Genomic DNA, 22,312 nt, shown 5'->3' with positions numbered 1-22,312 from the left:
GCAGGTTGCGCTTCTTCGTTGGTGTTAACGACTTATGGTTCAATATCGGCCTTGGCGGACAGACGTATAATATGGTGAACCGCCTCATGTGCAGGCAGCGGTGTTGCAATCAGGAAGCCCTGAACTTCGTCACACCCACTGTCGCGCAGAAAGTCCATTTGTTCTATGGTTTCAACACCTTCGGCAACCACTTGCAGGCCAAGATTATGGCCCATGATGATAATTGCGCGCGTGATGGCGGCATCATCACTGTCCACTGTGATGTCGCGGACAAACGACCGGTCAATCTTGATGGAATTGATCGGCAGGCGTTTAAGATACGCCAGGGATGAATAGCCCGTGCCAAAGTCATCAACCGCGATTTGCAGCCCAAGGTGGCGCAGTTCTTCAAGGATTGTAGCCGATTTCTTGATTTCCTGCATCATCACGGTTTCGGTAACTTCAAGCACGATACGTGCAGCAGGTGTATCGGTTTGTTCAAGAATACGCGCAATCGTTTGCGTGATCCGGCCTTCCATCAATTGCCGTGGTGACACATTGATCGCAATCGGAACCGGCGGGACAGTCGCGGCGTCCCACTCACCAATCTGGCGGCAGACTTCCTCGAAAACCCACTCGCCGATCTTGCCGATCAGTCCGGTTTCTTCTGCCACCGGGATGAACTGCATCGGCGAAATATAGCCGCGCCCAGGATGTTTCCAGCGGATAAGCGCCTCAAGCCCGCAAATCTGGTCGGTTTTAAGGTTGACCTTGGGCTGATAATGCAGCTCAAATTGATTTTTTGCGAGGGCTTCCCGGAGATCATTTTCGATCACAAGACGCGCCATCGCACTTTCGTTCATCGTCTTGGTAAAGAAGTGATAGGTGCCGCCACCCCCCGATTTCGCGCTATACATCGCAGTATCGGCGTTGCGCATCAATGTTGGGAAATCTTCACCATCGGATGGATAAAGCGCAATGCCGATGGATGGGGTGACAAACAGAATACGTCCCTTGATATCGAAGGCTGGTGTCAGTGCGTCAAGCACGGCCTGCGACAAATTGGCGGCATCCTGCATTTCCTTTAGATCGGGAATAATGATCAGGAACTCATCCCCGCCAAGACGCCCGACAATTTCCTGACGGCCAATGACTTTTTGCAGTCGTAGCGCCACAGCCTTGAGCAATAGGTCCCCGACATGATGTCCCAAGCTGTCATTGATTACCTTGAAACGATCAAGGTCGATAAAGACAACTGCGGTTGCGCCGTGGCGTCGGTCTTTGTCATCTTGGTGTACCGCCAGCGCATTGGACAGGCTGTGTTCAAGCATGCTGCGGTTCGGCAGATTGGTCAGCGTGTCGTGGTTGGCCATATAGACCAGCTGTTCTTCATAGCGCTTGCGCACGGTAATGTCGTTTAGAACAGCTGTAATGAGCGGGGTTGCCGCATCAGGGATCGGGCGGAAGGCAAAAGAAACGTCAATTTCGCGTTGGTCTATCCTAATGATGGGTAAGATGATGCGTTTTTCTGTTATCTCAACGCTCGGATCATATGCGGCGAGTTCTTCAAGGGTGTGTTCAAGTGTCGGAATTGATCGCGGGGCGATAAATTCCTGCAAGGCGCGTCCTTGGGGGGTTTCATCACGCATCAACCCCAGTAGGGGCCGGATGGCAGCATTGTATTCGACGATACGACCTGTCAGTGAGATCGTCAGAATCCCGTCAGCAACATTCTGAACAATGGCGTTAAGTTGCGATTCACGGTCTCGGACTTGCTGTTCGGTAACGCGCAGCTTGGTAAGGTTTGTCGAAATGCTGTCGATCAGATTGCGCGTGGTATGCAAAATCATACCCAGCTCATCGCGGTCATGTTTGACCGGGACGACGATGCTCTGGGGATCGGGATGTTGTGGGTTAATCTTGCGCAGTGTCGCCGAAATGCGCAAAAGTGGTTTGGTCAGTGTCGCATAGAAAAACGCAACCAATACCAGCCCCAAAAGCAGATTTCGTAAAATACCTGATGCCAGGATGCGTGTTGCACGATTGATAAAACCCTCGGCAATCAGGTTGGTATCGATTTGAACACTTAAATATCCGACCAGTTCTCTGGTCGGACCTGTTTCAAGACGAACATCATATTCCTGATTGTCGCCAAACATTAATCTGGTCAGCAGGGACCGGCTGGAACTGCTTGGTGGCTCCGAATGGCGGGCAAGGACATTATCGAAATTGTCGCGCAAGACCGCTTCATAGACCGGCTCATATTCAAACAAGCCGGCAATAACGCGCGAGGCCAGATTTTCATCAAGACCGTACGCCGCCTGTGTCGCGGATTCGCGCAAAGTCGCAAGAACCTGATTAACGGTACGGTCAATCAGGGTTTGTTCTTCGCGAAGATCAAGGGTGATTTGAATAGCACTGAGCAGCAGGCCAATAAGCAGGGTAATGGCGACCGCAATGCGTGCCTGTTTTACAGACAGGCGATCCAGCCACTTAAGTTGTTGCTGATCAAGGTTTTCGTTAGACACCCCGAACCCCAAATATTCACTTTTCCCAATCAGTTAAAAGCACACTATGGCGTTGTGTTGTTAAAAGCAATTGTCCCAAGGCCCTAAGAACTGGAAAAGAGCAAAGAAATCTGTATGGTCTGCGCAGAATTTCGAAGGTAAATATCCTATATCTTGCTGGCCGATGTTTCTGCACTGCATCAAACTGGCAATACTACGCAAAAAAATGGGATTTTAATGGAGTTGCACACAAAGGCCGTGCGTGATAACCCAATGCCCGAGAGAGAACAAGGCCAAGCGCGGGTGCAGCCGCAATCTGGTCCAGCAACCTGTACGGAGTTACACCATGACCTATGTGGTGACGGAAAACTGCATCAAGTGTAAGTATCAGGACTGCGTCGAGGTTTGCCCCGTCGATTGCTTCTATGAAGGTGATAACTTTTTGGTTATTCATCCTGACGAATGCATTGATTGCGGTGTCTGTGAGCCGGAATGCCCCGCAGAGGCGATTATTCCTGATACGGAACCGAACTTGGACAACTGGTTGGAAATCAACCGGAAATTCGCTGAAGTCTGGCCAAATATTACCCGTAAAGGGGATGCGCCGGCTGATGCGGACGAGTGGAATGGCAAAACGGGTAAAACCGAAATGCTCAGTGAAGCACCTGGTAAAGGTGACTGATCAAGTCGCATAACCATCAAGAATTAAACCATATTTGGGTCAATCCTGTGTCGGTGTTTGGCCCTTTGCATGGCTGCATTGAGCTGGTGACACGGAAAAATTCTGTGAAACACCGGCTCTTTGTGTTATTGTCTCCAACTCGCGTTTAAGGGCTCGACAGGCTCGTTCCGAATTTACCGGATCCCCGTTTAATATCCCCTGTCTGAAACCGCGACTTTGCCAAAAGCTTGGTCGTGTGCAGCTCTTCGCGTCACTGGGTCTATAGTGTTACAGTTGAATGACCAGGTCTCATACGGCCGGAAGGATGCTTGATGTCGGATAAGTTGCCCTTTACTGTTGGCGATTACGTTGTTTACCCTGCGCACGGTGTTGGCTGTGTCAACGGTCTGGAAACCCAGGAAATCGCGGGTCAGGAATTGCGCCTTTATGTAATTACCTTTGAATCCAGCCGCATGACTTTGCGTGTGCCGGTTAATAAGGTGGGCAACTCGGGTCTCCGTAAGCTTTCCTCTAAAAAGCAGATGGACTCGGCACTTATTACCCTTAAGGGGCGTGCACGCGTAAAACGCACCATGTGGTCGCGCCGTGCCCAGGAATACGAAGCAAAAATCAATTCAGGCGACCCTGTTTCCATCGCAGAAGTCGTGCGCGATCTTCATCGCAGCGCAACCCAGCCGGAACAGTCGTTCTCTGAACGTCAGATTTACGAAGCAGCCTTTGAGCGCCTCGTTGACGAATTGGCTGCGATTGAAAAAATTGATAAGGACAAGGCATCTGGCAAACTTGAAAAGCTTTTGTACAAAGCTGCCTGATTGCAGACGTTTCCTTACACACCTATTTATAAAAACCGGCCCACAAGGTATCCTTGATATCCTCGGGGCCGGTTTTGTTTTTGTTTTAGGCAGGTTACAGCGATGAGTGCAGTTCTGGCGCCGATTAAGCCGGCAGAAAGAATCTGGGTTGTCGGCGCGATCAATGGTGATCATGACGCGTTGCGGGCAGTTCATCAAAAGCTTGCCCCGCGCATCACCCTGGGCGACCGGCTGGTCTATCTTGGGAATTACTGGGGCGATGGATCGGGTGAAACTGTCATCGCCACCATCAACGAGCTTCTGTTGTTTCGTCGCTACTTTATTGCGATTGACGGCATTGATATTGCTGACATCGTTTTTCTACGTGGTGCGTCAGAAGAAATGGTCACCAAGTTGCAACAAATCCAGTTTGCTCCTAACCCGGGTGAAGTTTTTGACTGGATGTTGACGCGCGGTGTTGCTGGTACGATCCGGGCCTATGGTTTTGACCCGGTCAATGTGCAGTCGATTATGCGTCAAGGCGCGCACGCTATTTCGCAATGGACCTCACAATTTGCCGATGCGCTGCGTCGTTACAGCGGGCACAGTGCCCTTTTGGCCGATCTTAAACATGCTGCCTATACCACGGACGGTCGGTTGATCTTTGTCCATGCGGGCCTTGACGGATCGCGTCCCTTGACCGGACAGACCGATACGTTCTGGTGGGGCGGGTCGATGTTCGAAAGCATCACGGACCGGTACTACGACTGTGCGCGTATTGTGCGCGGCGCATCGGGTAGTCAAACCGGTTTGATTGAACGTGAATTCACCCTGTCAGTTGACCATGGTGCGGGTCGTGGTGGGGCGCTTTTGGCTCTGGCCCTTGATGGTCAGGGTAAGGTTTCTGATCGCATCGAAAGCATTTAAATACCTTGGCCTTGCCGCCGGTTGGTCAGGACGGTCATTGGAATACGAAAAAAGGCAGCATGTGATTATGCTGCCTTTTGATGTTTTGTCCGCTGGTGGTCTTGGTATTGCTAATGCCTGACGACTTTGACCAAAGCGTTGGGGGCAGGGGCCTCGTCTGCGGCCAGGCCGTTAATGGTCGCAAATGTTGCGGCAGGCTCACGGTCAACCTGCATGTCATCAATAAACGTCTGCAAGGTATATTCCGGGTTTGCTGCCCGTACTTTAATGCGAAGCGGCGTGTTGACCTGTTGTTCCTGAGGGGTCAATGGACGGAAGCTGTATGTCGTGCGGCGTAATGCGACGTTATATGAGTCTGCCTTGTCCAAAGGCATGATGAACAGGAACTGATAGGTCGAGTCTTCATGCCGGATAACGACCACGCGCAACCGCGCAGCGCCAGAGCTTAGTGAAACATCAGCACTTCCGGTCGCGGCTTCCTGACCGTTAATATCAAGCATTTCGATATTCTGAAGTGTTATCTGTTTTGAAAATGCGCTTTTAAGATAGTTATCGAGGCGCATGTCCCGCGCTTCGGGCGCTCCTTCAAAGACGATTTGCGCCCCTTGTTTGTCGCGCGCGACCACGGCCGTTGGCTGATTAATCATGGAAAAATCATCGGGAACTTCAAACTGGAAGTTAAGCGGAACATGAACGAATTCCGGACCATGGATATAACCCTGGTCCGGACCATCGCCATACAGGATGCCATCAATGGCGGTCATGTATCGCACGGTGCCCAGTTCCGGGTTGGCAACCGGGGTGACATTGGCCTGCGCATGGGCTTGTTGTATGCGGTCAAGTGTACGCGGGTGTGTCGCCATGAAATCAAACTGATCGACATCATCGGGTGAACGTCCCGCAAGCACGGCCTGAAGGCGCGAATGCGCACGCAGCTTTTCAAGGAAGGTTGCCATGGCGTCAGGGTCATATCCTGCCCGCGTGATATAGCGCACGCCCAGCATGTCTGCTTCCAGTTCATGCTCACGCGAGAAGGATTTCAAATAAGCGTTCGCACCGGTGCCAATAATCTCCCCAGCGCCATTGCCTATGGCAACCGAAAGCCCCCCAGCCAAAATCTGGGTAATCATACCCCGGCTATAGCGCTGGGCGGAATGGCGGGCAACCACATGGCCGATTTCATGGGCAAGAACGCCTGCAAGTTCTGCTTCGTTTGAGGCAAGTGCAGTAAGCCCACGCGTGATGTAGACATATCCCCCCGGAAGCGCAAAGGCGTTGATGACAGGGGAATCAAGAACCGTGAATGTAAACTTCTCATCGGGTGTTTCTGACACGGCGACCAGTTTTTCACCGATTTTAGTGACATAGGCTGGCAGGTCCTTTTCATCGTATTTCCCGCCAAATTCCTTGACCATTTTCGGGTGTTCTTGTGCCCCGATCTTGCGTTCTTCGTCTGGAGACATAAAGGCGGTAAAGCTGTCTTCGCCGGTTGCACGATTGGTCGAGCACCCCGCAAGGCCAACCGTAAGGCTGGCTGCCGCAAACAATGCCGCCACGTGTCGTTTGTGTATGGAATGCAGCCAACCCATTGATGTCTTTCCTCTCGTTGCTTTGCCGCGTAAGTTTGAATCAAACGCCAGACAGAATTTCATGAGAATTGGTAACGCGTGTTGCAGAACCGATCAACACATTCGCAGTCTTTATCCTACGCGGTGAAATTGGGAAATTTTACGGCCAAGGTGGTGCGCGCTTTCAAAGTGATGTTGGTTTTACTGGTTTCTCTGATGCCAGTCGGGAGGGCTCAAGCAAGCGATTGGCGCTGTGGGGCCGGTGTAAACTCTGATGGTGCTGACAGTATGGCTGCCGGGAGCGGGTCATCATCATGGAGTACGTATCAGTTGTTGCCTCCTGTTGCGGTTGACCAGCTTTTTGCGCCTGATTTTGCAAAACAACCGCTTCGATTGTCTGATATCGCGTTTGTACCGCAGTTCGAGGCCGCTGCATTTAATTGGCTGAAAAAAGCTAGTCAGGAACCGGTCGAAATTGCCAAGATTACCGCAAAGGCAGATTACCTTAATCGTCTTCCTGTCCGCATTCGCAGTGGTTCTCCAAATTCCTTTCTAATCTGGCAGGAAGCGCTGTTGTCAAAGGGGTTGGCGTTGCTGATGCTTGAAACTTCCGATGATATGGGCCGATTGATTGCAGTAGAAGATGCCGCCATTTCCAATGGGCTGGGTATGTGGCGTGATGATGCGATGGATGAGCCTCCTTATGTTGTTGCAGGTGCCTCAGACAAAACCTTGTGGGGACGTTCAAACCTTGCGGATGTAAAAGATGCGATTGGCCGGTTTGTTGTGGTTGATGCAGTTCTTGTCAGTGTCGAGCATCAGGAATGGCGCAGTTACCTCAATTTCGGGCAGGACTGGCGACGTGACTTCACCATCGCAATTGGTTCTGATCTTCGTGATGTATTGGTCGGCTCTAAAGAAGCTCTTGATGATTGGATTGGTCGGAAAGTTCGGGTTCGAGGTGTCATTGAAAACCGCGGCGGTCCTTATATCGCACTTCGAAACCTCAATTGGTTGTGCGTTGAGGCACAATAGGTGCTTGTTATTGCCGTCAAAATCATGAGAAAGGTAATTTCTGGCATTTACCAAACTCAATGAATGAGGTCTCCACGTGCTTTATCCAGACGTTACTCCCCATGCAACCGGCTGGATTGTCCGTGATGATGGTCATGAAATCTACTGGGAAGAGGTCGGAAATCCGGACGGTATTCCGGTTGTTTTCCTGCATGGTGGGCCCGGCGCTGGGATCTCGGTCAACAGCCATCGTTTCTTTGATCCTCAAAAATATCGGGTGATTTTGCTTGATCAGCGTGGTTCCGGGAAATCAACACCATTTGGCAGTCTTGAAAACAACACCACAGATCATTTGATTGGGGATATTGAAGCCCTGCGCGAAGATCGTGGCATTGACCGTTGGCTGGTGTTTGGCGGATCGTGGGGATCGACATTGGCGCTGGCATATGGGCAGGCCCATCCCGAGAATGTTCTTGGGTTCGTTTTGCGTGGGATTTTTCTGTGCCGGGAAACGGAAATTGCCTGGTTTATGGACGGCATGGGGCGTTTCTTTCCGGAAGCGGAGCGTAAATTTATCGAGATTGTTGGATTCCAGAAAAATCCGGGTTGGCAGAAATTACTTGATCGCTATGACGATATTTTTGCAGGCAAAGAAGGCGAAGATATCGCAATTGAATCAGCCCGAGTCTGGTCTGCATTCGAGGCAACCTGCTGTACCCTTTTGCCCGATGATGGCTTGGTCGAAGATTTCGAGGGTGATCAGATCGCATTGGCCTTGGCAAAACTTGAACATCATTATTTTGTAAACCGGGGCTTTTTTGAGCCAGATCAGCTTTTGCGCAATATAGGACGCATTTCGCACTTGCCTGCGATCATTGTGCAGGGTCGCTATGACGTTGTTTGTCCGCCGACCTCAGCATTTTCATTGCATGCGGCTTGGCCCGGGGCTGAGATGTTTGTGGTTGATGATGCTGGTCACGCAGCAAGCGAACCTGGGATTGTCCGTGAACTGGTTCGGGCAACCGACAGATTTGATGGTTCTCGGTTTGCGGGAAAATAGGATTTTCGTTCCAATGTTTGATTGTGTCTGTTAAATCCTTGGCTAGAATATCTTATTGATTGATCTCATGGGGACGTGATTGATGAAGCTGGGCTTGGGGAAACTGCTTGCAGTTTGTGTCTTTTTTGGGTTTTTGGGTACTGCGCACGCGCAGCAGATTTTGGGTAATAACAACGATTCGGGGCTGCTTGAGTTCTCGACCGGTATGGTCGATATCACTCAGGATGAAGAAGCAGCCGAGTTTCGTCTTGATTACCGCGCCCAGCACGCAATGTTTGATGTGACCCGCCCGATTGGCGGTGTGATGGTAACCTCCGAAGGTGCGGTTCACGGATATGGCGGTTTGGCCGTTGACGTGCTCTGGGGGGATCACTTCGTCTCGAGTGTCTATACCTCTGTCGGGGCATATCATCAGGGGAACGGTGAAGACCTTGGTCATTGGATCGAGTTTCGCTCTGGTCTTGAACTTGGTTTCCGCTTTGACAGCCACGAACGTCTGAGCCTTGGCATCTCACACATCTCGAATGCGAGTATCGGCGATGAAAATCCGGGTACAGAAATTCTGTCGCTGACTTATTCGTTCCCGATCGAACGCATTTTTGAATAGTCGCCTAACGAGTACGAATACGTATGACTGACCGGTTTGCCTTCGATGTAAGTTTCGTGATCACGGTCTTTAACAAGGCCCCATATTTGGGGCCGATGTTGCGGAGCATCGAACGGCAAATCGGTGACTTTTCCAGAGAGTTCATCTTCGTTGATGACGGTTCGACAGATGAGTTTGTTGCCCTGATCAAAGAGGCAACAGCGCACTGGGACAATGTTCATATCATCAGTCAGAAAAATGCGGGTCCCGCTGTTGCCACCAATACAGGCGGGTTTGCTGCCAAGGGCGAGTTTATCAAGATTGTCGATGCCGATGATGTGATGACGCCCTTTGCAACGCTACGTTTGCTCGAGACCATTCGACAAAAAGATATCGACTTTCTGTATGGCCGTTGGCGTTATGCCGATGATCCGGAGGCCGAAAGTCTTGCCGAGCCCGACATGGTCGGGGACTTTTTTGAATATCCCGATCCGTTGGCACATTTCGTTAAGCACGGTATGGCGGGTTCGACCAACGTCATCATGCGCACAGCCATTTTTCAAAAGATTGGCGGTGCCGATCCTGAACTGTTTGTTCAAGACATGTCGCTACCTTTGAGATTTTCCAAAGATCATCGTATCGGCAATGTTGATGTCATGGCCGTCATGGGCCCAAAAGAAGTTGCCGGTCGCATAATGGGCAACAATGCCGAAGTGGTTTATTCGTTGACGGCGACGATGTACCATTTCTTGCGTGATAACCCCGATGTGGCCCCGGAGTTGCAACGTATTGCGTTTAAGAGGTGTGCTGGTCGGGCTTGGAAATGGGCAAAACGTAACAACGGCAAGACATTTATCTCGCGCGAATTTGGATTTTACCTTTTATCGCGTCTTCCGGTTTGGAAGCGTACCGGGCTTCTGATCGGCAAGACAATCCGGGTTTGGAAAGACGCTGATATCCGCTATATGATTAAGCTCCCCGATTGATCACACTTTGATTTGCTGCTAAGTCAAGGCTGCCTTTGTGCAGCGCGCCCGTAGCTCAGCAGGATAGAGCACCAGATTCCTAATCTGGGGGCCGTGGGTTCGAATCCCGCCGGGCGCGCCAAATTCCTATTTTCCCTTAATATATGTCCCCATAAAGTACATTAAAGTCGGCACGTTTCGGGCTTGCTAAGCATGGTTTTGTGTTTAGGTAAGGGTAGGCGGTAATCTCTACATCTTATGAGTGTACGGGGATAAAACTTTGCTCGGCTTGAAAAGAAGGTCCATTCTTCACATATCCGTAATAGGTGCGGCACGCATAAAACCGCCAAACAGGGCCGCCATTGCATATCGGCCGGGAGGGTATCGTGAAGAACTGGATCAGACTTCCAAATAGCGAAGGGAACTGCATTTCAACACCGGATGGTGGCTCCGGACAAAAACTGTATCAGCGAGAAGTTGGCCGATCAGGTTTTCGGGGGCCATCCGCCCAAATTTACCACAAGCATCCACCTGCGGGTTGGTCGACTTTTGAAGGACCATTGCGCCCACGTGCTTTTACGCTTGGCAAGCTTGCTGCGGGGCCCGCGTGCCCGCTTCAGGCGCGGCGGGTGTTGTTTAATGATGCGATGGAAGTTCGGTACTGGAAAACTGATAGCAGAATGCATGCGTTAGCACGCAATGCCGACGGTGATATGCTTTTGTTCGTGCACGAAGGTGCGGGGGAACTATTTTGCGATTACGGACATCTCACCTATCGCGACGGGGATTATATTCTGTTGCCTCGTGGAACGGCGTGGCGGGTTGAGCCAGAAGGCACTTGTGAATTTATGATGATAGAGGCAACGGGTGACGCGTTTGGTCTGCCGGACCCAAACAATGTACCCGGCGGCGTTTCTGTGGATCCGATGCGCTTTACCCTACCCAGCATTGATGATGCGTTTCGCGCCCAGCAAGATGATGCCTTTTGGGAAATCCATATCAAACGCCGTGGGGCGATTTCAACACTGACATATCCCTATAACCCGCTTGATGCCGCAGGCTGGGAAGGGGATTTATGTGTTGTGAAGCTGAATTGGCGTGATTTGGCGCAACGTCGGGCGCCCGGGCAAAAGGTTCCGCCTGCCGCTCATTGCACGTTTGTCACCAGCAATATGTCGGTTAGCACCTTTGTGCCCAAGGTTGGTGAGGGGCAATCGGGCATGCTGCGCGTACCATTCTATCATTCCAACGAGGACGTTGATGAATTCGTGTTCTACCATCGCGGCGAGTTTTTCAGTCGCGGTGACATCAAGGCCGGTATGGCAACCTTCCACCCCAGTGGTTTCCCGCATGGCCCGCATCCATGTTCCTATCAGGAAAAAATGATAGAAGCCCCGGTGGAAACGGACGAAGTGGCGGTTATGATCGACAGCCTAGCTTTCCTGAATGTCGATGAAACGATTCCCGATGGTGCTGAATGGAAAGCTTATGTGAAAACTTGGGAAAAAGCTCAGGAAACGCTATAAGCTCTTGATCGGGATCATCGGGCAGTGGCAATGTTATCGCCGCGAGATTTGAGCGCGGCGATGGCCAAAACGTTAATGATTTTGTCAGCTTGTCGCGGTAGCTTATGATTTGATCAAGACACAGGCCCTATGGTGTCAAAATAGTCCAAACACCAGACGTTCCGATAGATGGTCGTTGTGGTTTCGCAAAACGTGCAAGCGGCTCAAGAATTATTGTTACCGGAACAGGTTGACCAAAGCCGATAATGACCAAACAGAAGATTGTCCAATCCGTAAGTCATAAAACTCCTGATGCGCCACAGGCATCAGAACATCCGTTGGCATGTCTGCCGCAAAGTTTTCTTTCGCGCGGCGCACGCACACCGTTCACCAGCAAAAGCCTACGATATGCGCGCGTGGCTGAGGGCAAGGGTGGACGCGCCATGGTCAATTTGCCCGGTCTTGCCGGCGGTCTCGGGACATATGAATTGCCCCTTGATACCCTGCGTGAAGTCTTTGATCTTTCGGTTCATGACAGGATGTTGTTTGACCGTCTGCTGGAGCTTGAAACATTACGCCCGAACACGGTTCTTGAACAAGCACGTGCTGTTGCGATTACCGGCGTTGGTGGTATCGAACTGGCGCGGGTGAACAATGCGCGCGGCCAGGAAGAAAAATCATCTCGTGAACTTGGCCAGCTTGCCGTTTTGCATCAGGCCTTGCTTCAGCTCGGTGGTGCTGCCGTTCAGGACATGAAGCGTGAAGAGCTACTGACGATGGAAGGGCAGATACGTGCCCGCAAAGCGCTGAACCGTTTTTCCTCGGAGCACAAGGTTGCCAATGACACTATCATCGACAGTCTTGGCGAGTGGAGCAAAATGTCGGCACCGGTCGGGTTGGCACTTGACGGGTGTCAGGGACCGTTGCGTGTTCTGGTCGCCGATCTTAAAAAGTTTGCATCAGATGTTGAGGAATGGTCAAATTCTGAACAAGCTGATTTCCGGTTTATGGCAGGGCGTATCAGTAGCGCGACCAAGGCAACCTGTGATCACGCGATGAAGCTGATCAGCCAGGTTGATGGCTGGAACAATGAACTTGGCAAGGTCCTGACCAATTGGGAGCGTGCCAAGAATGATATCGCGAAAATGATTGATCATCTTTGGTGGTTGCTTGATGGCTGGCAGGAACTGATCGATCTTTGGCAAAAGCGCCCGGTAAATGACCGCGTGCGCCAACGCGAAATCATCGAAGAGGTCGCAAGTTTCACACCGGTTCTTCCAATCGATGAAATCTCAGTTGAAGAGCAGCCGTTCTGGATTGATGTCCGCGTGAACCAGATGTTGTGGGCTGGTGAATTGCGTAAATTGGGTAGTGGTGAAATTGATGCGGATATGGTGGATCGTCTCGAGCGCTTCAGGAGACAGTCTGCATGAAGATTGAAGAGGCCGGAAAACTCGGTGCTTCGCAGCTCGGTCAATTGTTTGAATCCCTTAGCGGTTCTGAAATCGCCCGGTTTACCCGTGCGATCGAAAGCGACCGTGTCGATCCGAAGCTTCCCCTTCCGCATGAGACGATTCTGCAAATCCTGCGTCCGCGTCTAGCGTCTCTCAAACCGGAACGTTATCCCACACCGATGCGCCAGTTTTGCGATCCGATCGAAGATCTTTTGACGTCGGCAATGCCAAGTGACAAAAGCATTCGCATCAGCCGATCGTCGTTAATGCCGATCTGGAACTTTGTCAGCAGTGCCGCCGGACCCGAATTCCAAAAGGCGATGCGCGATATCGAGGTCGCGGCCGCCGCGCGCAATGCTGATAAACTTGCCGCTGCCGAAAGAACGCTTTGGAAGCTGGGCGCACGTTGCATCGAAGATGAGGTCGAAGCGTCTCATAACGGCGTAAAGCAGGAACGTGCCCTTGCAACCCGGCTTGGGTCACGCCTTCATCTTAAGGCCCTGATCGAGATGGGTCAGATTTTGAATGTTGGCGAAGAGATCGCGCAGGTTCGAAACCGGTTCCCGTCCGCACCGATACGTGCCCTTGACCCCAATGATGTTTCCTGGTTGCGTGACCGGTTTGTTGAAATTTCCGAAGCCAAACCGGGGCTGGAGCCGATGTTCCTGCTTGCGGTGCTGGCCCGGCTTTTACGCCCGAGTGAATTGTTCAAGCTGATCCGCGTTCTGTCAAACAAGGCAGATGACCGTACCATCGAAAAAACCAATCTTGCGGAAACCGGCGACCTGATCATTGACCTGTTGGCAGAAACCGTGACCGAGATTGAAGAAGGTGTCGGGACAGGCAAGGACGAAGCTCATATTCTGTCGCTTGCACGTTGGTATGCATCTGAATTTACGCGCATCACCCGCGAATTTAAAATCCGTAAAGATGGTCGCTGGGGCGAAAAGCTGCTTGAAACACGCCGGCGCGTGTCAAAGGCGTTGGCAAATACAATGTTCGGGGCAACACCTGAACGCGTAATTGATGCCTTGCCAAAACTTGAAGTGCGTCAGGGACCAGGTTCAGGCGCGAAAGGATTGGCAAGGCCAATCTTTGCTCAGGATTTTGATGATGAGAAGGTTCTGGCGGCTGAAAAGTCGGCAGAAGCCATCGCCGAAACAGCACGTATTTCCGATGTGCTTGCCGCACAAAGCTCGGCAGCCAAGGCTGTTGTAGAGCTTAAGAAAAAGCTCAACCAGATCGGTCGGGCAGGCGTTGATGGTATGGGCCGCCTGGCCCCGGAAGAAATCCCGATTGCCCAGCGAAACCTTATGGCGACGGTACGTTTACTTGAAATTGTCGATGGCCCCGAAGATGCGGATGTTTTACGTTAACGTGGCATGTCAGCCTTGCGCGCGCTTCAAGGGCAGAAGGCAGGTTAAGGAGCCTGTTTTCTGATGTCTTGAATGTTGGCGATGACCGAAACTTTTGGCCTTAAGGCTTGAGTTTTGCTGTGACTTCAAGCTGATCCAACCATCCCATGAAGGCGCGAATTTTTGGGAGGCGTGATCGGCTGGTGGGGCTGGTCGCATAATAATGAAACGGGCTTGCCTGTGGCGGGCCGAACGGGGCAATAATCCGGCCGTTCTTGAGCTCGTCTTCAATGGCAAATGTCGGGAGGAGTGCAACGCCCAGTCCGGCTGCCGCCGCCTGCATGGCCATGGTGAAATGTTCGAACTTCGGCCCGTTTTCCCCATCAATATCGGTAAATCCACTTGCGGCAAGCCAGTCAGCCCAGCCGTGTGGTCGGGTTGCGATATGAAGCAGGGGGAAGTGGCGTAAATCATCGGTTGTTGGCGCATGATCAAGCTTGCTGATCAATTGCGGTCCACAGATTGGCACCATTTCCTCGCCGTGCAAAATATGGGCATCTAGCCCCGACCATTGGCCGTTACCAAACAGAACCGCGATATCGATTTGTTCGCGGTCAAAATCGGGCATGCCGATGCGCGAAATGAAATTGATCACGATATCTGGAAATTGGGCGCGAAAGGCTGGCAACAAAGGGATTAGACAGCGCGAGCCAAATGTTGGCGGGGCGGCAACGGTCAAAACACCGCTTTCCGATCCGCCCGACAGCAACGTCAATGTTGCACTTTCAAGGTGATCAAGGGCCGGGCGGATTGATTGCAGATAATTTTCGCCCTCAGGGGTCAGGACAAGTCTCTGCTTTTCACGGGTAAACAGTTTGCAGCCAAGCCAGTCTTCAAGTCCCTGTATCTGACGGCTGATCGCACTTTGCGTTAGATAGAGTTCTTCTGCTGCACGCGACGCACTACCAAAACGTGCTGTTTGCTCAAAACAGCTTAGGGCCTTCAGGCTGGGGATGCGGCGGCTCACGATTTGGTCCTGTTTTTAATGTGATTAACCTAGTTCATGAGTTTTATGCATAAACTAAATCAGTTTTATCATTTGCAACTTGATCTGCCAATTCCTAGCTTACCCCTATAAGCGATAAGCTTTCAGGGGTAATGTCGTCTCGCCCTTCTATGACGTTACCCCTGTTTTGTTTTCATTAATTTCATAAGAGGATCAGGCATATGGCCAGCCGCGCACCTTTTCACTGGGAAGATCCGCTCCTGCTTGAAGATCAGTTGAGCGAAGAAGAGCGCATGATCCGCGACGCGGCGCGCGCATATTGTCAGGAAAACCTTCAGACCCGTGTTCTCGAAGCCAACCGTCACGAGATTTTCCATCGCGAAATCATGACCGAAATGGGCGAGCTTGGCCTGCTTGGCCCGACGATCCCTGAAGAATACGGCGGGCCGGGTGTCAACCATGTGGCCTATGGTCTGGTGGCGCGCGAAGTCGAACGTGTGAACTCGGGGTATCGCTCGGCAATGTCGGTACAAAGCTCGCTTGTAATGCATCCGATCTTTGCCTATGGCAGCGAAGAACAGCGCAAAAAATACCTTCCGAAACTGGCAACTGGCGAATGGGTTGGTTGTTTTGGTCTGACCGAGCCGGACCACGGTTCCGATCCGGGTGGTATGAAAACCCGTGCCCGCAAGGCCGATGGTGGTTTTACCCTTTCGGGTGCGAAAATGTGGATCACCAACAGCCCGATTGCGGACGTATTCGTTGTTTGGGGCAAGGATGACGACGGTGTCATTCGCGGCTTTATCCTTGAAAAAGGTATGAAGGGCCTGTCGGCACCTAAGATCGAAGGCAAGTTTTCGCTGCGTGCCTCGATCACCGGTGAGATCGTTATGGACAATGTCTTTGTACCCGAAGAAAACATGCTGCCGAATGTGAAGGGCCTTGGCGGTCCGTTTGGTTGCTTGAACAAGGCACGTTACGGTATCGCTTGGGGTGCCATGGGTGCAGCTGAATTCTGCTGGCATGCTGCACGTCAATATACTCTTGACCGCAAACAGTTTGGTCGTCCATTGGCGGCCAATCAGCTGATCCAGCTGAAACTGGCGAACATGCAGACCGAAATCACGCTGGGTCTTCAGGGGGCTTTGCAGTTAGGTCGTATGCTCGATGCTGGAACGGCGGCACCTGAATCGATCTCGCTGATGAAGCGTAACAATTGCGGCAAGGCGCTTGATATTGCCCGTGTATCGCGGGATATGCACGGCGGCAACGGTATTGCAGACGAATACCATGTTATTCGCCATGCGATGAACCTTGAAGCTGTGAATACTTACGAGGGAACGCATGACATTCATGCTCTGATCCTTGGTCGTGCTCAGACCGGCATTCAGGCGTTCTCGTCCGAAGGCTAAGTTAAGGTCTCGGCGGGCGGTTGCGTTAAGCTTCCGCCCGTTTTGAGTCCTGATCGCATATTCTGTTTTTGATATTTCCGGGATAAATAGATGACAGGCGCGCTTTCTGGCATTCGTGTGCTCGACCTTTCTCGTGTGCTGGCAGGGCCTTGGGCCAGTCAGACGCTGGCCGATCTGGGGGCTGAGGTCATCAAGATCGAACGTCCCGACGCCGGGGATGACACCCGTGGCTGGGGCCCGCCCTTTGCCAAGGACGAAGCCGGAAACGATACCACCGAAGCGGCCTATTACCTGACGGCAAACCGGGGCAAAAAATCACTAACGGTCGATATCACCAAGCCCGAAGGTCAGGAGATCGTCCGCAACCTTGCGGCCCAAAGCGACGTGGTTCTGGAAAACTTTAAGGTTGGCGGCCTTGCCAAATACGGCCTTGATTATGTGTCGCTGGCAAAAATCAATCCCAAGCTGGTTTATTGCTCTATCACCGGGTTTGGTCAGGATGGGCCGTATAAAGACCGACCGGGTTATGATTTTATGATTCAGGGCATGGGCGGTCTTATGAGCATCACCGGCGCACCGGATGCCGTTCCGGGTGGTCAGCCGATGAAGGTCGGGGTTGCGGTTGCTGATATCTTTACCGGGCTTTATGCCACCATCGGTATTCTTGCTGCACTCCGCCACCGCGATGCGACCGGAGAAGGTCAATATATTGATCTGGCTTTGCTGGATGTGCAGACCGCCGTCCTTGCCAATCAGGCGATGAATTATCTGACAACCGGCACGGCACCGGGACGCCTTGGCAATGCGCATCCCAATATTGTTCCTTACGAAGCCTTCCCGTCTGCAGATGGTTATCTGATCTTGGCGGTTGGCAATGACAGCCAGTTTAAAAGTTTCTGCAAAGTTGCTGGCTTGGCAGACCTGCCGTCTGATGATCGATATACAACCAACCGGTCACGTGTGGCGAACCGTGAAACGTTGGTGCCTCTGATCCGCCGTGCGATGGTGACCAAAACCACCGATGAATGGATCGCAGCACTTGAAAAGGCCAATGTACCGTGTGGCCCGATCAATACCCTTGATCGGGTGTTTGACAACCCGCAAGTTCAGCACCGCGGCATGATCCGCTATCTTGATCATCCAACAGCTGGTAAAGTTCCAACGGTTGCAAATCCAATCAAGTTTTCCAAAACGCCAATTTCCGGTGAAACAGCCGCACCGATGTTGGGGCAACATAGTGATGAAATCCTGCGTCAGGTTGCCGATCTAAGTGACGAGCAAATCGAAAAACTTCGCAGCGCCGGAATTATCTGATCATCCATTTTGGTGGGCTGTTTCGGTTTGAATACGCATCGGTTGACGTCGAAAAGATGGTAAATGGACGATTTGTGCGATGCACAAAATTTTAAAAACCCTTGCTTTAACGCAACCAAAGTCTTTCAGGTCATAGATCATGCGTGGATGTTGCGGAACTTCTTGAATTTTACGTGTTTTTGCTCAAGGTGAATTGCAACTATCTGAATATTTTATATCCTTTTAAAAAATACAAATCGGGGATGTGCATGTCAGAAGTTGTGATTTCTGCTCAGTCGATCAGTAAAACCTTTGGCGCGGGGGCCGATAAGGTTACCGCCCTTGACGACGTATCGGTTGATATCTTTCAAAATGAATTCTTCACAATGCTGGGCCCGTCAGGCTGTGGCAAAACCACTTTGCTGCGTCTTATCGGTGGGTTTGAGCAGGCAAGTGCCGGGCAGATTTTGCTCGAAGGGCAGGCGTTAAACGATTTGCCGCCGTTCAAACGCCCGATCAATACCGTTTTCCAGTCATATGCGCTGTTCCCGCATTTAACGGTGCGCCAGAACATTACCTTTGGCCTTGAAATGAAGTCCATATCGAGTTCTGACGCAAATGCGCGGGCTGATGAAATGTTGGAGTTGGTGCAGCTTGCCCAATACGGTGATCGTTCACCCAGTCAACTTTCCGGCGGGCAGCAGCAACGTATCGCGCTTGCGCGCGCCCTTGCCCCCGCACCAAAAGTGTTGCTTCTTGATGAGCCGCTTTCGGCCCTTGATCTGAAATTGCGCAAGGAAATGCAGATCGAACTCAAACGTCTGCAAACCGAAACCGGCATCACCTTTGTTTTTGTCACCCACGATCAGGAAGAAGCACTTGCGATGTCTGATCGCATTGCGGTGATGCAATCTGGTAAAATCTTGCAGGTTGGCGCGCCGCGTGAAATTTACGAACAACCGACCCATCGCTTTGTTGCTGACTTTATCGGGGACAGCAACTTCCTGCGGGGGGATTTGGTTGATGGGCCACATGGTGGGCACGCAATCAGCTTTGGTGAAGGTCAGGTGATCAATCTGGCGCAGGATGTTAAGTCCGACAAGCTCAAGGATGTGAATGTCTCGATCCGCCCAGAGCGCCTCAGCATCACAGACGCAAAAGCCACCAACGGTAACCAGCTTACCGGGACGGTGACGTTTGTGACCTATTTCGGAACTGATACCACCTATCGCGTTGATCTGGATGGTCAGGGACCGGTGACGGTCCGCATGCAAAATGGTGATGGGGCAAATGCACAGTTTGGCAAAGGCGACCGTGTCGGTGTTGTGATGCCTGCCGAAGCAATCCGTGTTTTGGTGGATTGATCATGGCGCAGTTGTTTCGCAGTAAACGATTTTGGCTGATCGCACCGGCGGTTGTTTATATCGCATTCTTCATGGCCATTCCGCTGATGCAGATGGCTTATGTCTCAATCCTGGAACGCGGCGATTATGGCGGGGTTAATTGGGGGGCGTTTTCGGTCGATGCCTATGTCAATTTCCTGTTTGAACGCGACCTTATGGATAATCTGGTGCTCAACACCGATTATATCCAAATCTTTGTCCGTTCCTTTGGTCTGTCGGCCATGACCATGGTTTTTGCGCTGCTGCTTGGTTTTCCAACCGCGTTTTACATTTCCATGCAGTCGCAGGGGCGTCGCAACTTTCTGATCTTTTTGGTGACGATCCCGTTCTGGACCAACATTCTGGTGCGAAACTATGCGTGGATGTTGTTGCTGCGCAATGGCGGTTTGATTGATGGATTTCTGAACTGGGCCGGGATTGAAACCGGCGGGCTTGATATCCTCTATACGCCTTATGCCGTTTCCATCGGCCTGACCTACACCTATTTGCCGTTCATGGTGTTGCCAATTTATGCCAGCCTTGAAAAGCTTGATCACAGGTTGGTCGAGGCCGCATTTGATCTTGGTGCCAATAAACGCCGTGCCATGAAACGTGTCATTTTACCGCTTGCCGCACCGGGCATTGCGGCGGGCTGTATCCTTGTTTTCATTCCGTGCCTTGGCGCCTATGTCACCCCGGAACTTTTGGGCGGGGGCAAGTTCATGATGATTGCCAATCTGATTGGCAGTCAGTTTGGCGCAGCGCGTAACTGGCCGTTTGGCGCGGGGCTTGGCTTTGTTTTGCTGGCGCTGGTTTTGATTTCGATGCTGGCCTATTCGCTGAAATTCAAATCATTGCCGGAGGAAAAGATATGAAGGTCGATGCCTCCAACCCGCTATGGCGTTTTCGCGGGATCACCTCGACGGCAATGTTGTTCTTTGCCTATTTATATCTGCCGATTGTGATCCTGATTGCGTTGTCATTTAACGAAAACAGGCTGGCGACCATCTGGACGGGCTTTACCACTGATTGGTATGTTGTGGCATTGTCCAATGATGACATGTTGCGCGCGGCACAAAATTCGCTTGTGGTGGCTGTGTCGGCAACCGTCATTGCCACCATTGTTGCAACGCTTGCCGCAATGGGAATGTCACGCGGGCGTTTTCGTGGTGAAACCGGTGTATCGGCCATGTTGGCCTTGCCGTTGCTGGTCCCCGAAGTTGTCACTGCGATTGCAACCTTGCTGTTCTTTGTTGCTATCGGGATCAAGCTTGGCCTTGTGACCATCATAATTGCCCATACGGTATTTTGCATTCCGTTTGCCTATTTGCCGATCCGCGCCCGGCTTGAGGGCATGGACCCGTCTTTGACCGAGGCGGCAAATGATCTTTATGCCAACGAATGGAAGGCGTTCCGTCGTGTCACCTTGCCGTTGCTGTGGCCCGGCATTTTGTCGGGTGCTATGTTATCGTTTATCATCTCGCTGGATGATTTTGTGATTTCATACTTCGTCGGCGGGGCAGGGGCGACCACGCTTCCGATCTATATCTTTGGCATGATCCGTATTGGCATTACCCCAGAGGTCAACGCCATTTCGGCAATGATGTTGCTGGTGTCGATTATCTTTGTCAGCGTGTCATTCCTGATAGATCGCATTCGCTACTGACAATTCCTTTTCAGGTGTTCGGTTTCTGGGCGGGCCGAACGCATAAAACAATAAATGACCGTCCATAACAGGGAGACTTACGATGAAATTTCGTTCCGTAATTTTAGGAGCATCTGCTCTTGCCTTGTTGTCCGTTGGGTCGGCAAAAGCAGATGGTGAACTGTTTTTCTATAACTGGTCGAACTACTTTCCGCCGGAACTGATGGAAAAGTTCGAAAAGGAAACCGGCATTAAGGTCACGCTGGATGTCTATGATTCCAACGAAACCATGCTGGCAAAGCTTCAGGCTGGCGCATCGGGCTATGACATTGCCGTGGCGTCTGATTACATGGTCGATGTGATGATCAAGGAAGGCTTGGCAACCGAGATTGATGCCAAAGACTTTGAGAATTTTAAAAATGTCGCCAAGCCACACGACACCATGAAATACGATCCTGATCGTAAATACTCTGCGACCTATCTTTGGGGCACAACCGGCTTTACCTATGACGCATCGGCAACCGATGCTGAAATGGAACGCAGCTGGAAAGAGTTCTTCGAACCACGTGAAGAATTCCGCGGCAAGATCGGCGCGCTAAATGACGAAGTCGAGATGTTCAATGCAGCGTCCTACTACGCTGGTGTGGAAAAATGCACAGAAGACCCGGCTGAGGCGCAGAAAGTCCTCGACGTTCTGCTAAAGCAGAAACCTTATATCGCGGTGTATAGCTCCGAAGGTACGATTGACCGGATGTCCGCGCGGGAAGTTTCCATGCATATGCAATGGAACGGTGCCGCACACCGGACCAAGGAAACCATTCCAGAAGCTGTCTTTGTGTATCCGAAAGAAGGCCTGACCTATTGGTCGGATCACTTCGTTGTTCCGACCGGGGCGCCGAACCTCGAAAATGCCAAAACCTTCCTGAACTGGATGATGAAGCCAGAAAATGCCGCCGAGGCATCGAACTATGCCGGTTACATGAATTCGATCAAAGGAAGTGGTGAGTTTATGGATCCGTCCATGAATGATGATCCTGCGGTGAATATGCCCGAAGAGTATGCCGATCTTTTGATCCCGGGGCAGAACTGCTCAGTCAAGGCGCGTGACTTGCGCAACCGCGTTTGGACCAAGCTTAAAAGCTGATCTCAATTATGAAAACCTGATTGTTTCGGCCCGGTGC

The 22,312-nt window shown here is 51.6% G+C and carries 19 protein-coding genes and 1 tRNA gene; 17 read left to right on the top strand and 3 right to left on the bottom strand.

What is annotated here, in order from left to right:
* Positions 1-32: 32 nt before the first annotated feature.
* Positions 33-2,507 (bottom strand): EAL domain-containing protein, encoded by a 2,475-nt coding sequence (locus AC0VXT_RS17230; RefSeq protein WP_475546409.1) that lies wholly within the window; start codon positions 2,505-2,507, stop codon positions 33-35.
* A gap of 325 nt (positions 2,508-2,832) precedes the next feature.
* Between AC0VXT_RS17230 and fdxA the strand changes: the two genes are divergently transcribed.
* From fdxA to AC0VXT_RS17215, 3 genes are all read left to right on the top strand, one after another.
* Complete coding sequence (gene fdxA / locus AC0VXT_RS17225; RefSeq protein ID WP_022731065.1) at positions 2,833-3,168, top strand: ferredoxin FdxA; 336 nt, start codon at positions 2,833-2,835, stop codon at positions 3,166-3,168.
* Positions 3,169-3,479: 311 nt separating this feature from the next.
* The gene (locus AC0VXT_RS17220) at positions 3,480-3,980 is read left to right on the top strand and encodes a CarD family transcriptional regulator (protein WP_475546408.1); all 501 of its coding nucleotides are present in this window, start codon (positions 3,480-3,482) and stop codon (positions 3,978-3,980) included.
* Between the two features lie 102 nt (positions 3,981-4,082).
* Complete coding sequence (locus AC0VXT_RS17215) at positions 4,083-4,886, top strand: hypothetical protein (protein ID WP_475546407.1); 804 nt, start codon at positions 4,083-4,085, stop codon at positions 4,884-4,886.
* A gap of 110 nt (positions 4,887-4,996) precedes the next feature.
* Here the strand turns inward: AC0VXT_RS17215 and AC0VXT_RS17210 are convergent, their stop codons facing one another.
* Positions 4,997-6,442, bottom strand: coding sequence for a M48 family metalloprotease (locus AC0VXT_RS17210; protein WP_475546406.1), 1,446 nt, complete (start codon positions 6,440-6,442; stop codon positions 4,997-4,999).
* 111 nt (positions 6,443-6,553) lie between these two features.
* On the opposite strand from AC0VXT_RS17210, the gene AC0VXT_RS17205 reads away from it, so the two are divergent.
* The 8 genes from AC0VXT_RS17205 to AC0VXT_RS17170 all read left to right on the top strand — a co-directional run bounded on the left by AC0VXT_RS17205 (position 6,554) and on the right by AC0VXT_RS17170 (position 14,414).
* Positions 6,554-7,489 (top strand): hypothetical protein, encoded by a 936-nt coding sequence (locus tag AC0VXT_RS17205; RefSeq protein WP_475546405.1) that lies wholly within the window; start codon positions 6,554-6,556, stop codon positions 7,487-7,489.
* 76 nt (positions 7,490-7,565) lie between these two features.
* Positions 7,566-8,528 carry a prolyl aminopeptidase gene (gene pip / locus AC0VXT_RS17200; protein ID WP_475546404.1) on the top strand — a complete coding sequence of 321 codons (963 nt, stop codon included), beginning with the start codon at positions 7,566-7,568 and terminating at the stop codon, positions 8,526-8,528.
* 82 nt (positions 8,529-8,610) lie between these two features.
* A complete protein-coding gene (locus tag AC0VXT_RS17195) occupies positions 8,611-9,135 on the top strand; it encodes an acyloxyacyl hydrolase (RefSeq protein ID WP_022731071.1) in 525 nt (174 codons plus the stop codon).
* Between the two features lie 23 nt (positions 9,136-9,158).
* Positions 9,159-10,100, top strand: coding sequence for a glycosyltransferase family 2 protein (locus tag AC0VXT_RS17190; RefSeq protein ID WP_475546403.1), 942 nt, complete (start codon positions 9,159-9,161; stop codon positions 10,098-10,100).
* Between the two features lie 44 nt (positions 10,101-10,144).
* Positions 10,145-10,221: transfer RNA gene (locus tag AC0VXT_RS17185), tRNA-Arg, on the top strand.
* A 418-nt stretch (positions 10,222-10,639) separates the two neighbouring features.
* A complete protein-coding gene (locus AC0VXT_RS17180) occupies positions 10,640-11,605 on the top strand; it encodes a homogentisate 1,2-dioxygenase (protein ID WP_475546402.1) in 966 nt (321 codons plus the stop codon).
* Positions 11,606-11,850: 245 nt separating this feature from the next.
* On the top strand, positions 11,851-13,017 hold the full coding sequence (locus AC0VXT_RS17175) for a hypothetical protein (RefSeq protein ID WP_475546401.1): 1,167 nt from the start codon (positions 11,851-11,853) through the stop codon (positions 13,015-13,017).
* The gene (locus AC0VXT_RS17170; protein ID WP_475546400.1) at positions 13,014-14,414 is read left to right on the top strand and encodes a hypothetical protein; all 1,401 of its coding nucleotides are present in this window, start codon (positions 13,014-13,016) and stop codon (positions 14,412-14,414) included. The genes AC0VXT_RS17175 and AC0VXT_RS17170 overlap by 4 nt, the downstream gene beginning before the upstream one ends.
* A gap of 100 nt (positions 14,415-14,514) precedes the next feature.
* On the opposite strand, the gene AC0VXT_RS17165 is transcribed toward AC0VXT_RS17170, so the two are convergent.
* On the bottom strand, positions 14,515-15,420 hold the full coding sequence (locus tag AC0VXT_RS17165; RefSeq protein ID WP_475546399.1) for a LysR substrate-binding domain-containing protein: 906 nt from the start codon (positions 15,418-15,420) through the stop codon (positions 14,515-14,517).
* A gap of 200 nt (positions 15,421-15,620) precedes the next feature.
* Here AC0VXT_RS17165 and AC0VXT_RS17160 point away from each other — a divergent pair, with 200 nt between their 5' ends.
* The 6 genes from AC0VXT_RS17160 (at position 15,621) to AC0VXT_RS17135 (ending at position 22,275) form a co-directional block, all read left to right on the top strand.
* Positions 15,621-16,811: an acyl-CoA dehydrogenase gene (locus AC0VXT_RS17160; protein ID WP_475546398.1), complete on the top strand. Its 1,191-nt coding sequence runs from the start codon at positions 15,621-15,623 to the stop codon at positions 16,809-16,811.
* Positions 16,812-16,901: 90 nt separating this feature from the next.
* Positions 16,902-18,125 carry a CaiB/BaiF CoA transferase family protein gene (locus AC0VXT_RS17155; protein ID WP_475546397.1) on the top strand — a complete coding sequence of 408 codons (1,224 nt, stop codon included), beginning with the start codon at positions 16,902-16,904 and terminating at the stop codon, positions 18,123-18,125.
* 248 nt (positions 18,126-18,373) lie between these two features.
* The gene (locus AC0VXT_RS17150; RefSeq protein WP_475546396.1) at positions 18,374-19,468 is read left to right on the top strand and encodes an ABC transporter ATP-binding protein; all 1,095 of its coding nucleotides are present in this window, start codon (positions 18,374-18,376) and stop codon (positions 19,466-19,468) included.
* A 2-nt stretch (positions 19,469-19,470) separates the two neighbouring features.
* A complete protein-coding gene (locus tag AC0VXT_RS17145) occupies positions 19,471-20,361 on the top strand; it encodes an ABC transporter permease (protein WP_475546395.1) in 891 nt (296 codons plus the stop codon).
* Complete coding sequence (locus tag AC0VXT_RS17140; protein ID WP_475546394.1) at positions 20,358-21,152, top strand: ABC transporter permease; 795 nt, start codon at positions 20,358-20,360, stop codon at positions 21,150-21,152. The genes AC0VXT_RS17145 and AC0VXT_RS17140 overlap by 4 nt, the downstream gene beginning before the upstream one ends.
* Before the next feature lie 82 nt (positions 21,153-21,234).
* Positions 21,235-22,275, top strand: a complete 1,041-nt coding sequence (locus AC0VXT_RS17135) for an extracellular solute-binding protein (RefSeq protein WP_430469329.1) — start codon at positions 21,235-21,237, stop codon at positions 22,273-22,275.
* Positions 22,276-22,312: the final 37 nt, after the last annotated feature.

It is taken from the genome of Thalassospira sp. Z349TD_5 (assembly GCF_056173045.1).
This window is presented reverse-complemented; position numbering and strand designations above follow the sequence as displayed.

What these genes read in the sequence shown, in the direction of transcription:
- fdxA (WP_022731065.1), top strand. Translation starts at nt 2,833, where the DNA reads ATGACCTATGTGGTGACGGAAAACTGCATCAAGTGTAAGTATCAGGAC.
- AC0VXT_RS17220 (WP_475546408.1), top strand. Translation starts at nt 3,480, where the DNA reads ATGTCGGATAAGTTGCCCTTTACTGTTGGCGATTACGTTGTTTACCCT.
- AC0VXT_RS17215 (WP_475546407.1), top strand. Translation starts at nt 4,083, where the DNA reads ATGAGTGCAGTTCTGGCGCCGATTAAGCCGGCAGAAAGAATCTGGGTT.
- AC0VXT_RS17195 (WP_022731071.1), top strand. Translation starts at nt 8,611, where the DNA reads ATGAAGCTGGGCTTGGGGAAACTGCTTGCAGTTTGTGTCTTTTTTGGG.
- AC0VXT_RS17190 (WP_475546403.1), top strand. Translation starts at nt 9,159, where the DNA reads ATGACTGACCGGTTTGCCTTCGATGTAAGTTTCGTGATCACGGTCTTT.
- AC0VXT_RS17175 (WP_475546401.1), top strand. Translation starts at nt 11,851, where the DNA reads ATGACCAAACAGAAGATTGTCCAATCCGTAAGTCATAAAACTCCTGAT.
- AC0VXT_RS17170 (WP_475546400.1), top strand. Translation starts at nt 13,014, where the DNA reads ATGAAGATTGAAGAGGCCGGAAAACTCGGTGCTTCGCAGCTCGGTCAA.
- AC0VXT_RS17160 (WP_475546398.1), top strand. Translation starts at nt 15,621, where the DNA reads ATGGCCAGCCGCGCACCTTTTCACTGGGAAGATCCGCTCCTGCTTGAA.
- AC0VXT_RS17155 (WP_475546397.1), top strand. Translation starts at nt 16,902, where the DNA reads ATGACAGGCGCGCTTTCTGGCATTCGTGTGCTCGACCTTTCTCGTGTG.
- AC0VXT_RS17150 (WP_475546396.1), top strand. Translation starts at nt 18,374, where the DNA reads ATGTCAGAAGTTGTGATTTCTGCTCAGTCGATCAGTAAAACCTTTGGC.
- AC0VXT_RS17145 (WP_475546395.1), top strand. Translation starts at nt 19,471, where the DNA reads ATGGCGCAGTTGTTTCGCAGTAAACGATTTTGGCTGATCGCACCGGCG.
- AC0VXT_RS17140 (WP_475546394.1), top strand. Translation starts at nt 20,358, where the DNA reads ATGAAGGTCGATGCCTCCAACCCGCTATGGCGTTTTCGCGGGATCACC.
- AC0VXT_RS17135 (WP_430469329.1), top strand. Translation starts at nt 21,235, where the DNA reads ATGAAATTTCGTTCCGTAATTTTAGGAGCATCTGCTCTTGCCTTGTTG.